Genomic DNA, 16,143 nt, shown 5'->3' with positions numbered 1-16,143 from the left:
GAAATTAAATTCCTAAAGCTCCTGAAACAAGACCGGCTGTAGACAGCGACAGGTTCTCGATGACGCTAGACTGAATTTTCAGACAGTCTCTAAGGTTAGTTACTGGTTTCTACCGGCACTGCCTTGGCCCACACTTTGGGTAGGTCTGGATTTTCTTTTTTATGCCACCAAACGGCATAATCGGCACCAGACTTACTGTAATACTTTTCGATGTATACATAATACTTCTTCTCCTTGGCATCGTAGTGCAAACCGGCATCTTTGAATTTCTTCTTCATTTGCTCCAATACTTGCTCATTGGCCGCTTTATCGGCCGAATTGGCAACCACAATAAGGTAGTTTTTTTTGTCATCTACTTTGTCTTGTGCCATAACCTGGCCTGCAAAAAAGCTCAACAAAAAAACCGTAAACAGAGAGGCGAATATTCTTTTCATTGTATAGGGTTTTTAATTATTCAGTGAAAATACTAAGATTATCCGTTTTGACCTAACCATAAAAAGCCACCCGTACGGTGGCTTTTTATTTTGGCTATTAACCTCAACCTTCAATAGCCCATCAACTTATTTTTTAATGATTTCCATTTCTACCCTTCTGTTAAGGGCCCGGCCTTCTGCAGTATTGTTATCAGCCCTTGGATTGGCTATGCCATAGCCTTCGGCCTCTAACCTGTCGGCCTCAATTCCCTTGCTCATCAGGTAGGCCTTAACTGCCTCTGCCCTGCGTTTGGACAGTTCCAGATTAGACTGGGCATTACCGCTATTGTCTGTATAGCCCGATAGCTTGAGTCTCAACTCTGGGTTGGCAGTCATTAACTCGGCCACCTGATTGAGCGCATCGTGCGACTCTTCTTTCAGGTTGGCACTACCGGAGTTAAAGGCAACTGATTCTGTAGCCAGGCTCAGGGCTCTTTTTATTTCTTGCTCCCTTTCTAATGCCAGTCTCTCCAACTCTTTCATTCTTGCCAGTTCTATAGCCTCAATACGCTTTCTCTCTCTTTCAGCTTCTGCATTCTTGATAGAGTCTTGTCTTGCTTTTTCAGCTCTCAGGGCTTCTAGTCGTGCGGCTTCTACCTTGGCCAGCTCTTCTTGCTCTATCTTCTCAAACAGTGCTTTGTAGGCTTCTTCGGCTCTTTGGTTCTTCTCTTTCTTTTTGCCTTCTTCCAGGCTCTTCAAGTAGCACAGGGCCTTTTCCTTGTCTTCCGGATTCACCAGGTTCTCATCGAAAATGCGCTGGTCTATGATTCTGTTCACTACGGCAAGCCCTTCTTCTTCACACACATTGGCCTTTTCTTCCGGGGTATTGAGTTGATAGTGAACACCAAATTCATTGAAGCCATCGGCCAGGAACGGGGCGTCTTTCTGCCCAAAATCATAGTTGTAGTTAAACAACAGCTTGGGCAACACCTGGGCACCAAAGCCTATGGATGGGCCATAGTTATCACGATAGCCTAATGAGGCACTGAATTTTTCCTTGAAATTGGCCTGAGCCATCAGGTCTAGTTCGGCACCTATGGTTTCTCTCATCCTCATGCCCAAATAGGGTGTCAGGCTCAGATCCGGATTAATGGTAAAGCTGTAACGCACGCCTCCTATAAAGTCAGGCACGTTGTCATCGTTAATGCGGATATAGGCATCGTCTGACAGGCTTTGGTTGATTACGGTTGGAACGGCCACGTCTACGCCTAATCTGCCACGTCTGTAGCTGGCCGATAAGTCTACACTCAAGGAGCTTCCGTTATTGCCCAGTAGGTCTACCAGCACATTGTCCGATGGGTTTTCCGGGTTCACTCTTTCTTCGTTCAGACTGAAGAAGGAAAGACCAACCTGGCTACCTATGCTCAGTCCATCGTTTCCTTCGCCAAACAGCTTATAACCTACTCCTCCTGAAAGTTTTACCTGGCTGGTGAAGCCTATATCGGCTGTGGTCAGGTTACCGGTAAAGGCCAGTTTATTTCTAAAGGTGGAGTTATAGGCCAGGGCGAAGTTTTTTGGAGCACCGACCAGCCCCCCAAACTGGTCGCGGTACACTAAACTTATGTAACGGTGCTCCTGAAAGACTGCCCCGGAAGGGTAAGCCAAGGTTGCGGCATTGTAATACTGGTTGTACAAAGGTACTTGCTGTGCCTTGGCCCCTACTGCAATCAAAGCCATAGTGAAGGCAAGGATGAATTTGTTTCTGATGTTTTTCATTTGCTTATGCATGACTTTGATGTTTATCTGTTTCTAATGATGGTTAAGAAGCCTTTAATGGTTCTGGCTGGGCTTGTGGACTGCTCGTTTTCAAAGATGAGTATCTCGTAATAGTAGGTACCATCCGGTACCGGATTGTCTTTGAATGTTCCGCCCCAATCGTTGGTGTAATTCACTTTACTGTAGATGAGTTTTCCACCTTGTGCAAAGATTTTTACTTGGTTGAACGGGTTGTCCAGCAGGTCTTCAATCACCCAGGTTTCGTTGATTCCATCACCGTTTGGCGAGAACACGTTCTTTACATCGGCACCTGGTTGGTTCTGGGTGTATTCCCTCACCGGCTCGGCCACCACATCTTCAATGGTTATGCTGAAGGTTTGCTCGAAAGTAAGCCCTCCTGCATCGGCTACCTGCACACGGATGCTTCGGCTTGCTCCATCTTCAAAATCTATGGCTCCGGCTGTGCTCAAGGTGTTGCCACTAATGGCAAACTGCGCATTATCGGCATCGCCATCACCGGCCACCAGGCTATAGGTAAAGCTGTCTCCATTGTCCGGGTCGAGCGACATAAGCTGACCTACCTCTTGGGCTTCATCGGCTTCTTCAATGGTGGCATTGGTAAGGCTCAGCGTAAATGGTGCTTCGTTTACATTGGTCACCGTAATTTCAAAGGCCTTGGCAAAGGTTCCGCCTTCTCCATCGTTGGTTTCAATACGAACAGAGTAGCTGGCTTTATCCTCAAAGTTGAACGAAATATTGTTCGTTTTTAAGGTTGAACCGTCAACCGTGAAGCTGGCATTGTCGGTATCTCCTGCCCCACTTACTAATGCATAAGTGTGGGTGTTACCGGCATCGGCATCGGCCGTAGTCAGTGTTCCAATAGCTGCATCCAACGCATTGTTCTCCGCTATTGAAGTGGCACTTATAGTGATGTCGGTTGGGAAGTTATTGAAGTCATCATTGACAATGGTTACCGTGGCTCCATCCGTAATATCAACCCCCAAGGCAGTGCTTAACTTACTCATTGAAACGGTCAGTGTTTCATTGGCCTCAATAACCAGATCGTTGGTTGGAGTTACGGTAAAGGTTTGTGTTTCTCCGGCTGTTCCGGCAAAGGTCAACACCTGTCCCGCAACGGCTGTGTAGTCGCTATCGGTTAGTGTTGCTGTTCCATCTGCTGTATTTACTTCTACCGTGAACCCGCCCTGAACGGCATTGTCTATGGTAGCGGTAACTGTAATGGCTCCGTCTCCTTCATTTCCGCTGGCATCGGCAAGGGTTACAGCCGCAACATCGTCATTCTTGATTGTCAATACGGCCTGATCTGTGATTACTACATTGGCTGTGGTTCCGGCCAGGTTGCTCAAGGAAACGGTAAAGGTCTCATCGGCTTCGAGTTTACTATCAACGCCCGGTGCAATGTCGAGTTGTTGAGTTTCGCCATCGGTTCCGCTAAATGTTAATGTAGCTCCACTTACAGCAGTGTAGTCTCCATCGGCCACTGTAGCCGTGCCATCGGCAGTCGATAAATCAACTGTAAATCCGCCTTCTATAGTCCCTTCAAGTGTAGCTGTGATTAGGAAAGACTCTCCATCTTCAAACTGGCTCACATCTTCAATGGTCACCTGTGCATCGTTGTTCACTATGGTATAAGTGAACACCGTATTGGTACCCAAGCTGGCACCAGAGGCATTGGATAGGGTTATCACTACCGTCTCATTTTCCTCAATAAGTGCATCGTCAACAATTGTCAGGTCTATCGTTTTACTTAACTCTCCTGCTGCAAAGCTGAGCGAACCATTAGCAAGGGTGTAATCTACTCCACCTCCTGTGGCTGTACCTGTTATTGTATAGTCAACCGTGGCGGCAGAAAGACCAGCCTGATCCAGGTTCACCACAATGCTACTGCTGGTCACTGATTCTGCACTGCTCTCAGCCGTTGTGTTGAATGAAACTACTGGCACATCATCGTTTAGGATGGTTATTATCGCCTCATCCGTAATGGTTACTGTGTTCGCAGCATCTGTCACCAAGTTGCTCATGCTTACCATCAGTGTCTCATCGCTCTCCACACTCGAGTCGGCCGTTGGGGTGATGGTAAAGCTTTGGGTCTCTCCTACTGTTCCGGCAAAAGTGATTGTTTCAGCAGTCACAGCGGTGTAATCCGTACCTGCTTCGGCAGTTCCATTGCTTGTACTTACATCTACCGTGAAGCCATCGACTACAAAGGCATCGGAAGTTAGGGTCACCGTAATAGCACCATCATCTTCATTGGCCGATACATCGGCAATGGTCACCGTGGCTGAACAAGCCTGCGAATCGTTCTCTATTGTCCAGTTGAAGTTGTCAATCAAAGATTGTCTGGCGGCTGCACCTGCGCAGTATTGAAGGCCTTCAACTCCAAAATTGACATCACTTTGTAATTGTTGAGCGGCCCAACCAATAAGGGTAGCATCGTAGTTAGCCACCGACATACCTGAATGGCTAAAAATACTGTTTAGACTACGAACTCCTGAAATGTCCCAGGCGCTGAGGTCCTGATCGAATGCTGTCGCATTTTCAAACAGGTTGTTCATGCTGGTAATGCCATTATCGCCAGTAGTCAAATTCCAACCGCTAATATTTTGGTTGAAGGCTGAGGCATTTTTGAACATGCTATTCATGCTTGTGGCGGCACTCATATCCCACTCACTGATGTCCTGATTGAACACCGAGGCTCCTCTGAACATGCTGCCAAAATTGGTTACTGAGCTTACATCCCAGTTTCCAATATTCTGATTAAAGGACTCGGCATTTTCGAACATGGAACTCATGTCTACAATATTGCCAGTCTCCCACGATGAAATGTCCTGATTGAAGGCCGCTGCCTCATAGAACATTTGGTTTAGCCTGTCGGCATTAGGGAATCTCCATGAGCTAATATTCTGGTTAAATGATCTGGCATCTCTGAACATGGCCGTAAGGTTTTCGGCATTGGTCGGCTGCCAGTTGCCTATGTCTTGGTTAAAGGCATGGGCATCTTCGAACATACGCTCCAATTTAGTGGCATTGGAAATATCCCAGTTGCTGATGTCGCCATTAAACGCATCGTTATTCTGGAACATGGCCTGGAAGGTTTCCACCTTGCTCACATCCCAGGAGTTAAGGTCTTGGTTAAAGGCGTCAGCATCATTGAACATCGCATTCATTCTGGTTACGTTGCTCACATTCCAGCCATCGATGTCCTGATTGAATGCTTTGGCATCGTCAAACATGTTCGAGATATCGGTTACACTACTCACATTCCAGCCTGTGATATCACCATTGAATAGCAATGCATTATCGAACATCTTATCCATTTTAGTCACACTGCTCACATCCCATGAATTGAGATCTTGATTGAACACCGCTGCATCAGCAAACATGGACGACATCGATGTTACCGAGCTTACATCCCAAGCATCAACTGGTTGATCAAAACTCTGAGCATAGCTGAACATGTAAGACATATCTTGAACAGCGGATGTATTCCAGTTGGAGATGGATGAATTGAAGTTTTCAGCCTGAGCAAACATGTAGGACATATCGGTTACTGCACTGACATTCCAGCCACTTATGTCTCCATTAAAATCGCTCTCTTTGAACATCTCAGACATATCGGTGATGTTAGAAACGTCCCAAGATGTTAGGTCTGGGTTACCAATGAAGGTTCTCTCGAACATGCGTTTCATTGAGGTTACCTGGGTAAGGTTTGGAGCATCAGTAGCATTGATATCGAAATCAGCAGCGATGAATGCACCTTCCATACTCTTCCACTCAATATCGCCCCACTGCTCAACAGATCGAAGTCTGGAGAAAGACAATTCAAACTGTGGAAACTGCCCACTTACCTTAACAGTGTAAGTGCCCTCAGCCACATAAGTATGTGAGGCTGCGCCCGTCTGGTTTGTTTCAACAGTGCCATCACCCCAATCAATGTCGTAGAGATAGGTGTGACTCCCCAAAGTGTTGAAGAATGTTCTGGAACGATTCACATCTCTGCTGGTTATCTCCCAGGTGGTAATGAATGGTCTCTGCTCTACAGTCAGTTGACCATTAACTAAATTGAGGTTATAGTTAGTTGCAGCACCACCAGTAAGGGTGATATCATACGTTCCAACGGGGCTCGACTCGGTTGCCGTGGTGGCTATGGTCGGTTCTGTAATATTGGCTTTAGAGTCTCCATTTACAAAACCTGAATAGCTTATGGTAAGCTCAGGGTTAGCCTCTCCCAAGTATTTGGTCTGATCGTCTGCCGCGGCAGTCAAATCGGCCTTTTCGATGGTCAGGTCAGCACTCACGAAACTTATGTCGTAGTTAGGGTTGAACAGGCTACTCTGCAAGGCATAAGTACCTACATCTTCACCTGCAACCCTGGTAATTGCACCACTCAGTTCATCACCGGTATTCAATGAACCACTGGTGATTGAATAAGCAAAGTCAGGGTCATTGTCGCCATAGGTTTTGGTTGCGGCCTGGGCTGTTATGGTCAGGCTTCTTTGTGAAATAGTGAATACTCCCGGAACAGCCGTTATTTCATAGTTAGCGGCATCGGTACCGTCAGTCAGGTTAATGGCATAAGTACCCGGTGCTTCACCAGCATCTCTGCTTACGGTCACCACTTCATCGTCACCAACTATAGAACCGCTGGTTACGGTAAATTCTAAGGTCGGATCGGTATCGTCAACTACCTTACCGGCATCGGTTGCTTTCAATGCTATGGCCTTTTTAGCCACTGTTATGGTGCCTTGTACCTGACGAGCTGTATACTCGGCATCTTCGGCAAGGCTTACATTAACGGTAATCTCACCCGCATTACCCAAGGTCACAGTAGAACCATTGATAGCCGCTCCGGTTTGGTCATTATCGAAGGTGTAAGTAATTGCCCCCGATGAATTGGTCGAAGCACTTAAGTCAAAGTCGGCATCACCATAAGTTTTGGCTATATCACTTAGTGAAAGGCTTGGCGTTTTCTTGGCAATAGGGCCTACCGCTAGGCTTTCAACATCGGTACCACTAACCTTACCATCGTTCGGTGTTACCTCAAAGCTGATGTATTTACCGGCATCGGCAGCCGTTAATACATAAGTAGTGGTGGTGGCTCCTGCTATTTCTGTTTTGCCGGTTCCTGAGTTGTCGTCAGAACGGTACCATTTAAATGTGGAATTATCGGCATCCAATTCGGCATCTATAAAGTTATAAACACCGCGCAATGGGGCATCTACTTGCAGACTGAACACTACATCGGTACTTACTGCATTTACTGACGGTGCTGTGTTGCTTGCCTCAACAGTAATAGTGAATTGCTGATAGGCCTTATCATCGAACTGATCTGCCAGCTCGAGTTGTACTAAATGTTCTCCCACATCTGATGAAGAAGGGTTACCACTCAGTACAAATCCGTTTACTGAAAGCCATGTAGGGCCCACCAGTTTTACCAGTGTAGGCACATCGTTGTTCAGGTCTTCATAGGTGACTGTGTAGGTGTATGTCTCGTTGTCCATCACAGTGGTGACGGCATCGGAGGTAAAGGCCGGAGCAATATTGGTAAAGCCATCGTTAATCACTATTGGCCCAAAGAATGTGCTTTCTTCTGCTGTTCCGGTCAATACACCATCGCCAGGCGTTACTTCAAAGCTCAAATACTTACCATTGTCATCATTCACAACGGTGTAGCTTTTGGTGGTTGCTCCTGCAATAGCCACTCTATTAGCACCTGCAGAATTATCGGCTCGGTACCATTGGAAGGTCGTACCCGATTCAGGGTCGTCATTCGCATCTGAATATGCGTACGAACCTTCCAGTACCCCATCAACAACCAATGATTTTTTAATGGCCACTGCCTGCGCCACTGGAGCCACATTGGCTTCTTTTACTGTAAAGTTCCAGGTGGTTTGGCTGGTCAGTCCTGCTGAATTATTGCCATCGGCATCAACAAAGGCTGAGGCATCGAAAGTAACCGTGTAGAATTGCCCTTCCAGTAAATCACTGTCTGGGTTAATAGTTACATCTGCTCCTGAAATAGCCACCTCATTAGAAGTTACATCAATAACAGTTGCAGTTCCTGTTGCAGGTGTCAGAGTGATATTACCTGTTCCTTTGGTCACCGTTTCGCTCATGGTGAAACTCAGGTTGGCATCTTTGGCCACATCTACCGAGCCATCGGCTGGTATAGTGCTGATTACCGTAGGTACCACAGCAGCCACTACCGGCCCTGTATAGGTGGCGAATGTTTGTGTTCCTGCATCCGTTCCATCGTTTGGTGTTACCGCAAACGTGATATACTTACCCACTTCAGAAGAAGTGAGGGTATATGTGCCTGAGGTTGCTCCACTTATTGCAGTTCTATTGGCCCCGCTCGCATCATCGGCTACATACCATTGAAGAGTTGAACCCGATTCTGCATCGGTATCTGCATCGCTATAGTTATAAGAACCTGTAAGCTGCAGATTGGCTTCTAAGCTACCAGCAATGCTTACACTACTAGCTACCGGTGCCGTGTTAGGCTGGCTTGCCGTGGTAAAGCTAATCACCGTTGGATCGGTAATGGCTGCAGTTTTCACTTCATTATTGCTAATGAAGGCTTCGTTCTCTATCAGAAGGTAGTAAGCCGTATTGTACGCTAAATCGCTAGACGGATTGATGGTTACTTTAGAACCACTGTAGGTCAAGGTGTTGGCAGGGAAAGTTTCAACCACATTATCATTGGCATCATATAGCACCACATTGTTGGCTGTGGTTCCTCCTTCTCCGTATACATAAGCCTGAATGTTTTCGCTATAGGTCAGTGTTATGTTGGCCGAAATGGCCACATCTGTGGCATCGTCTGCCGGACTTGTGGCAGTGAGCATTGGGGTGCTTGGCAAGGCCAAAGTAGTGAATCGCCAAACGGTTGGGTCGGAAATACCCACGTGATATCTGGCTTCTTCATAGGAAACAATAAAGCCATCGTCTATCAATACATAGTATTCGGTTCCCGGCTCCAGTTCATCATCATCGAATTCGAAGCGGATAATAGGTTCATCACTTCCATACGAAAGGTCTCTGCTATTTTCTCCATCGTATGCAATGGTCTTCACCAATTCATTGGTAGAGGCTTTGTATATTTTAAAAGCTCCTAGCGGGTCTCTTTCCAGGCCTACGTTTTGGCTGGTAAAGAGCTTAAAGTCATCTTCCGAATCGGCTTCATAGGAAGAGCTTCCTGTGGCCGGGAAGAAGCGGGTAATAATGTCCTCTTCAAAATCTTCGGTAGTAAAGGTAAAGGTTGTCTTATCGTTTACTTCCGCAAGCGCTTTAGTTCCGTCAAGGTTTAGTATAAAGCCCTGGTCGTACTGCACATAGTAAGACACTCCTCTTTCCCAGGTTTGTGAGAACCTGATGGTGGCATAGGCTCGCGAAAACTGCGGCTGATTAGTTATGGTTACAGCAGAAGCATCGATGGTTTCTAACACGCTATCATCGCTGGTTCTGTAAACTGTTAGTGTTCCCGAACCTTTTTGGATAGACTCACCAAAGGTGAAAGACAACTTATCACTGTCCATAAGTGCATTTTTAGTTGCACTGGGGTTGGTAGAAGTAATTGGCAGTGCCTCCACGGCTTCTTCGGTGGTAAAACTCCAGGAGGCTTTATTGACAATTCCTGAAAAGAACACCTCTGTATTGGCTACGGAAAACGCGGTTTCGGGAATTAAGATGTAATACTCTGTTCCATTGTCGAGTGTAACATCTCCCAGCGAAAGCTGTACAGTGGTGCCATTGACTGTTACCTGGTCTGAATTTACTGCAATGGTAGCTACAGTAGCATCGTCTAAAGTGCGCTTAATGAGTATGTCTCCCGAGCGAGCAGCAACGGCCTGATCGAAGACAAACTCGAAGTCTGTGTTGGTGGCTACATCCACGGCATCATCTGCCGGGGTAAGGTCATTCAATACAGGAGAATCCACCGAAGCTGAAACAGTTAGCACAGCTGTATTTGACACTTCTTCGCAGTTAGCTTTGGTGACTACTACAAAGTATTGCGATTGATCAAGATCTTCGGTCAAGTTATTAATGGTGAGTGTAGCCGTAGTAGCTCCTTGAATTTGGTTATCGGCAGAACTATCTGGGTTGTTTTCCAAAGACTTGTCTGAATTAAGCTGTAATACTTTCTTGGTGTCGTCATTGACAATAAAGACTACATTGTTAGACAAGTCGACCCTGTTGATCTTATTCGTAGCACTTATTAAACTATTGCTTATCGAGGTCCAGCTTTGCCCTAAGTCGTCAGACTCGAACAGTCCAACTCCATTGGGTGAAACATATAGTTTGGTTCCGTCATAGACAGCTGGACTTACTGACGAACTAAACTCTGAGATTCCTTGCTCATTACTGGATATACTTGTCCAGGTGTCTCCCCGGTCTGTTGAAATAAGTAATCCCTCATTGGTAGAAACAAAAACATTGCTGCCTCTAGAAGTTATATGTCTGACAATGTTGTTGATGCTAAATCCATTATCGGAGGTAAGTACAAGATTCCAACTTTCACCACCATCTTTAGATATAGAGATTTCGTTTCCTGTACCTGCATATATTGTCTCACCCGATTTAGATACCGTTACAACCGCTTCCTGACTTAAGAAACCCGTTTCTTGAGTGCTTACAAAGGTCCAGCTTTCACCTCCATCTTTTGAAATACCCACTCCTCGATTTGTACCTACCACAAGAGCAGAGGCATCTACAGCAAGGGAAGCCACATAAGGAACATCCGGGAAGCCACGTTCATTGGCCGATATGGTGGTCCAGGTTTCTCCGTTGTCTTCAGAAATACTTATTCCTGAATCTGAACCTACATAAACATTGTCTCCCGAAGTACGAACTTGTGTTATCAATGAGGCATTGGGGAACCCGTTTTGCCCTAGGGGAACCGTGGTCCAGTTCTGTCCCATATCTGTGGTATAAACAAACACACTAACGCCCGGCACAATGGCTCGGTTAATAGCAAAAAACTTAGTTGAGGTAGCCGCTACGGAAGAAATGTAGTTCCCTGCAAATGCCGACTGATGTACGGGTATATTGGTAATTTCTGTAGCTTCCTCAAAGGTGCCTCCCCCTATTGATTTTTCGAACCACTGATAGCTTGCCCCTGAAACCTCCGGCACTGAGAAAGTAGCACTCCCTACCACATACCCGACAGTATTTGTTGGTTGTGTAAGTATCAAAGGCTCACACGCTGTGTGGAAAGTCCAGGTGTCTTTATTGGTTATAGCCAGGTTTCCGACATCGCTTTCATCCTTTACCAAATTGGCACTCAAAGTAACGTAGTATTGGGTGGCATAATCCAGCGAAACACCGGAAGTAATAGAAACCGTTGTTCCATCAATAGTCAGATCATCTGCCGTAAGTGTTTGCACTAGGGCATCGGTAGCATAATCATAGATTTTCAACTCTCCTGTACCTTTGGAGACAGGCCTGCTAAACTCAATGCTCAGTTCGGTATCGATAGCAATATCGGTGCTTGCCTTAGAAGGAGTATAGGACAATGCGACCGGCACATCTAGTACTGTGAGGGAGGCATTATCTGATGTTTGCGTACAACCATCTTTAGTAACTACTACAGAATACTTAAATCCGGAAACGTCTAAGCTAAGGTTCGAAACGGTAAGCTGGTGGGACGTTGCTCCTTGTATTTGATTGGTTCCAGTATTTGTATTAGACAAACGAACCTTATCACTATAGATAACCACATTGTTTCGATGGGCGGGGACTACATAAATATCATCATTGACAAATTCGAAACCTCCGAAGCTATAATCACCTGCTTCCATATCGAAGACCAACTCCCAGTTATCGCCATAGTCACTAGACTTATAGAGGGCTGTTAAATGTGAAATATAAAGTTCTCCATCAATAAGCTTTATGTTTTCAATGTAGTCTGCACCCGACTCATTGTTAGATCGTTCAAAAACTATCTCCCAGGTTGCTCCCCCATCGGAAGACCTCGCCAGGTCCTGAGCAGAATTGAAGGAGTAAAAGATGTAATTATCATCTGCTGCAATAGTATGCCTTAGATAGGAGTCACTTGAGTTTAAAGAGATGTCTGCCCAAGTACTACCGCCATTTTCTGATTTAAATAATCCACCACTATTCGAAACATAAATGGTATTGCCATGAAAGAAGATGTTGCTAATTAGCCTGGTATTATGTCCGTAAGTCATATTAGAAAGAAAAGTACTCCAGCTATCTCCTCCATCCTCGGATTTGTAAACCTTTCCTGCCACAACATAAAGGTCTCCTTCATACTCAAAAACGTTGTAGACTCTTTCATTAGCAAATACGGTAGACCAGGTTTCGCCCATATCATCTGATATAGAGAGGCCTTCCAGTGTTCCTGCAAAGAGTTTTTCATCGGTTGCAAAAACTTTTGTTACATAATCTGATGTTGAAAACCCGTTGGTTAAAGCGTTATAATAACTCCAGGTTTGTCCCAGGTTTTTGCTCAGGTATAGACCACGTCCTGTAGCAACCAGCAGATTATTCTCATGAATAAAAATATCTTGACCCCTACCGTTTATTCCCGTGCCAAATGCATTTATCTCATTTAGGTTGGTATACTCTTTTTGGTCCTTCTTTTCATACCACTGATAAGTGGCTCCAGCTATTTCTTCCACTTCGAAAGTAACACTGCCTAATACACCCGCTGTTTTCGAAACAGGCTGGGTAGGAATCAAATTAGTATAGCTCAAGCTAAAGTCATCTGATTTTTGGAATAGCGGTGTACCATAGGTTACGGAATATTGTGAGGTACCTTCTTCTACCGTTATGTTGCCGGTGGCATCGGTATCAAATTCAGCACCATCCTTTTTCCAAGAGAATGAATAATTAGCAGAGGCATCATAATTAGTGATTTCAGCTTCCTGGTTTGTTACAAATATGGTGCTGTGAGAGGCCAGGCCATTGTTGCCGTTGTCGGTAAGGTCGCGCATTTGGTTGTCTGCAATATTCTTATGTGTACCATAAGCTGCTACCAAATTAGTGGCATCATGGGCCGGGGCAGCAGTCATAATTGCAGAAACTTCTTCGTTGCTCAGCACTTTGTCCCAAATGGTAATTTCCGCAAGCTTGCCGTCTAAGAACCCTTCCGGTTTGTTATCGTTATGGCGTGCACCCAGTAGGGCAAGCCAACCGTCTGAAACAGGCATATTGAGCGTACCACTGTCTTCTTCTGTACCATTTACATAAATCTTGGTTTCACCGGTGCTATGATCGTAAGTATAGCCTACATGGTACCAGGTGCCATTGCTAAGCGCGGTAGAGGAGTTAATTCGGCTGGAACCATCAAACACAGCCAGCTTCTCGGTTTCTCTTAAGTAAAAGCGGCTCTCCTGGTCTATGTCAGTGTTCTGAAGCACAAATACATTGTTGAAATCACCGCTGCCTATATTACTTTCTTTGTTGATCCACATAAAGACGGAACGGTTTTTTCCAACCAAAGCATTGGCCACAGTGTTCACTTCAATGTAATTGCTCTCGGTTTCTTCAAAGTCCAGATAATTCACCTGACTGGTTGTTACCGTCCGGGTTACGGGATCGTTTGAGCACAGGGTTTCGTCAGTAATTTGGTCTACCGTAGTGGTATTGTCATTTACCGTCATAGACCATGTGTCGGTGCTTTGAATAAAGCTGCGAGCCGCAGTAAATGTATAGTTACCTGCTTCCACGTTGGTGGTAAAGGTATTAGCTGTAGAAACTTCTGTTCCGTCTTTTTTCCATGAAATATTCTCATACCAGTCTACGGCATTGAAACCAGCAACCGACTGAACATTTCTGAAGTCAATGACAAAATTGTTTTTCATTACTCCATCATTCCCTTTGCCTGAATGGTCTTTGAGTACGGCAGTATCGTCATTGCAATCTCCAAATACGGAGTAATAGCCCACAAGATTGGCATATTTAGGATGGCCATTATTGATTTTGGCCTTCATGGCTTCTCTAATATCGGCCCCGGTAAGCACTTCGTCCCATACAGAGATTTCTGCCATGTCGCCATTGTAAAAATCACTGGTACTACCTCCATCAAACTCCTGACCCAATGAATATTGTGCAGATGCATTTGGAACGGAGGTTCCGGTAGTAAATCGGTCATTTTCTATACCATCAACATAAGTTACCGTTTCACCTGTGGTATGATCGTAGGTCCAGCCTACATAGTGCCAGATGTTACCGCCCATGTTGTACGATGAAGACTCATTGGTGGTGCCCCCTCTGTTTACTTCCAGATTATTGCCATCATCATCAACCCAAAGGAAAGACAGGTTATCTCCGTTAGCTGCATTTACCGCAAACAGTACCTGATTGCTACTCACACTGTTTTCTGTCTTTACCCACATAAAGACAGAGCGGCTTTTTCCATCTAAATCATCTTGCAATGCATTTAGGTCTACCCAGAATTGCTGTGATTTATCGAAGGAAAGTACACCTGTAGCGTTGGTGTTGGCCTGATAGGTTACGTTACCTGATTCGGCAATGGTGGCATCTACAAAAACATCTAAATCAACTTCTGCCCTATCGAAAGTGACATTATATACTGTTCTGGTTTGGGCGTTGGTGTCTTCGTCCAGAACCGAGCCTGTTTCTGTAATTACATTACCGAGTGGAGTGGTATAGGAAAGATTCGCACACTCTGTTACATTCACCTCGTTACAGGTAAATCCATCAGGGCAACAGGTAATGGATTCATCGACTGTGATATTATAAGTAGTAATGGTGGTTCCGATGGTTTCCTTAACAGAGGTGGTTTCTGTAATCACCTGCCCTCCGGTTGTAGTGAAACTCTCTGAGCTACAAATGGTCTCGCTTACATTATTACAGGTAAAACCATCAGGACATAATTCAACAAAATCAATCACCAAGCGTGAAGGTTCGCCTTGAAGGTTTGCTTGTTGATTTGTATTAAAAGCATAAATCCAATAGGTACCAGATTCAATGTAGTGTTCATTGACTAAAAGTGTTCGATCAGTCCTCCAACCATTACTTGGGTAGCTACTTAGGTCAACAGGAAATTCTATCGCATCAGCTCTTAGATAGTAAGACTCCCAGTCTTCATCATAGTCATCACTATTCTTTGCTTCTTCGGAGAAATACTTTTCTGACCATTTATAACCCGTATCAGACCCCATGGTACTTTTAAAGCCACAGAAGTTCATTGGAGATGAAACATAAGTAAGCTCCGATGTTTCAGTGATATTCTCGCTATCAGCTTTATAGAGCTTTAAGCCTGTACCTAAAGGATTCATCCTATCAAAAGCTGCAAACAATGATCCGTTAGAAGGAACAGTCACTTTATACCACACTCCCGAACAACAAGGTACATCTGAACATTGGCCCATCATACCTATGGGTGTTCCGTTGGCTGTAGCATCTGAGTCAAAGCCCTCTTCTAGGTAAGGAAAGGAGGTGACCTCTATGGGCGTAGGTAACGTAGTGTAAGGATCTCTGCTTGCCTGCCCTAAAAGCGAGTTGCTCCCAAAGCATAAAAGACCAACAAAGACAACGAGTCTGATGAAAGGATTAAAATTCATAAAGTTGATGTTTCGGTATTCAATAGTTAGTAGCGAATAAACCAATGGTTTATACAGCATGAAAAATTTTGTTCTGAACTAGGGCTGGCTTGTTCTGAATGTGAATTGATTGATAATTTCTATTTGGTTCGGGCCTCGATTTGGCTTTTGACACTCTACCATGGTAGGGCAGAAACTCCCTCTCAGAGTGAAAGGGAAGAAATGCAAAAATTGACGTTGAGGCTTACGCAGTAAGCGCACAAAGATAATAATGTATAGCTGGCAACCTGAGCAATTGTTCTGAAAGTAGTGATTTTTGTTCTGAGCCTCCTCCTTTTCGGGTTTAGTTTTTGCCCGGAGCAAAGGCTGAAAAACTAGCTTTAGAGACCTGGAAAGGCCAT

The 16,143-nt window shown here is 45.1% G+C and carries 3 protein-coding genes; all 3 read right to left on the bottom strand.

What is annotated here, in order from left to right; genetic code table 11:
- Positions 1–95: 95 nt before the first annotated feature.
- The gene (locus IE164_RS08490) at positions 96–434 is read right to left on the bottom strand and encodes a hypothetical protein (protein WP_189629782.1); all 339 of its coding nucleotides are present in this window, start codon (positions 432–434) and stop codon (positions 96–98) included.
- A gap of 126 nt (positions 435–560) precedes the next feature.
- The gene (locus IE164_RS08485; protein WP_189629781.1) at positions 561–2,201 is read right to left on the bottom strand and encodes a PorP/SprF family type IX secretion system membrane protein; all 1,641 of its coding nucleotides are present in this window, start codon (positions 2,199–2,201) and stop codon (positions 561–563) included.
- Between the two features lie 11 nt (positions 2,202–2,212).
- Complete coding sequence (locus IE164_RS08480; protein WP_189629780.1) at positions 2,213–15,823, bottom strand: BspA family leucine-rich repeat surface protein; 13,611 nt, start codon at positions 15,821–15,823, stop codon at positions 2,213–2,215.
- Positions 15,824–16,143 lie beyond the last annotated feature (320 nt).

This window comes from Roseivirga thermotolerans, assembly GCF_014653175.1.
Classification (GTDB): Bacteria; Bacteroidota; Bacteroidia; order Cytophagales; family Cyclobacteriaceae; genus Roseivirga; species Roseivirga thermotolerans.
The sequence above is the reverse complement of the archived record's forward strand: the minus strand, read 5'-3'. Positions and strand labels throughout refer to the sequence as shown.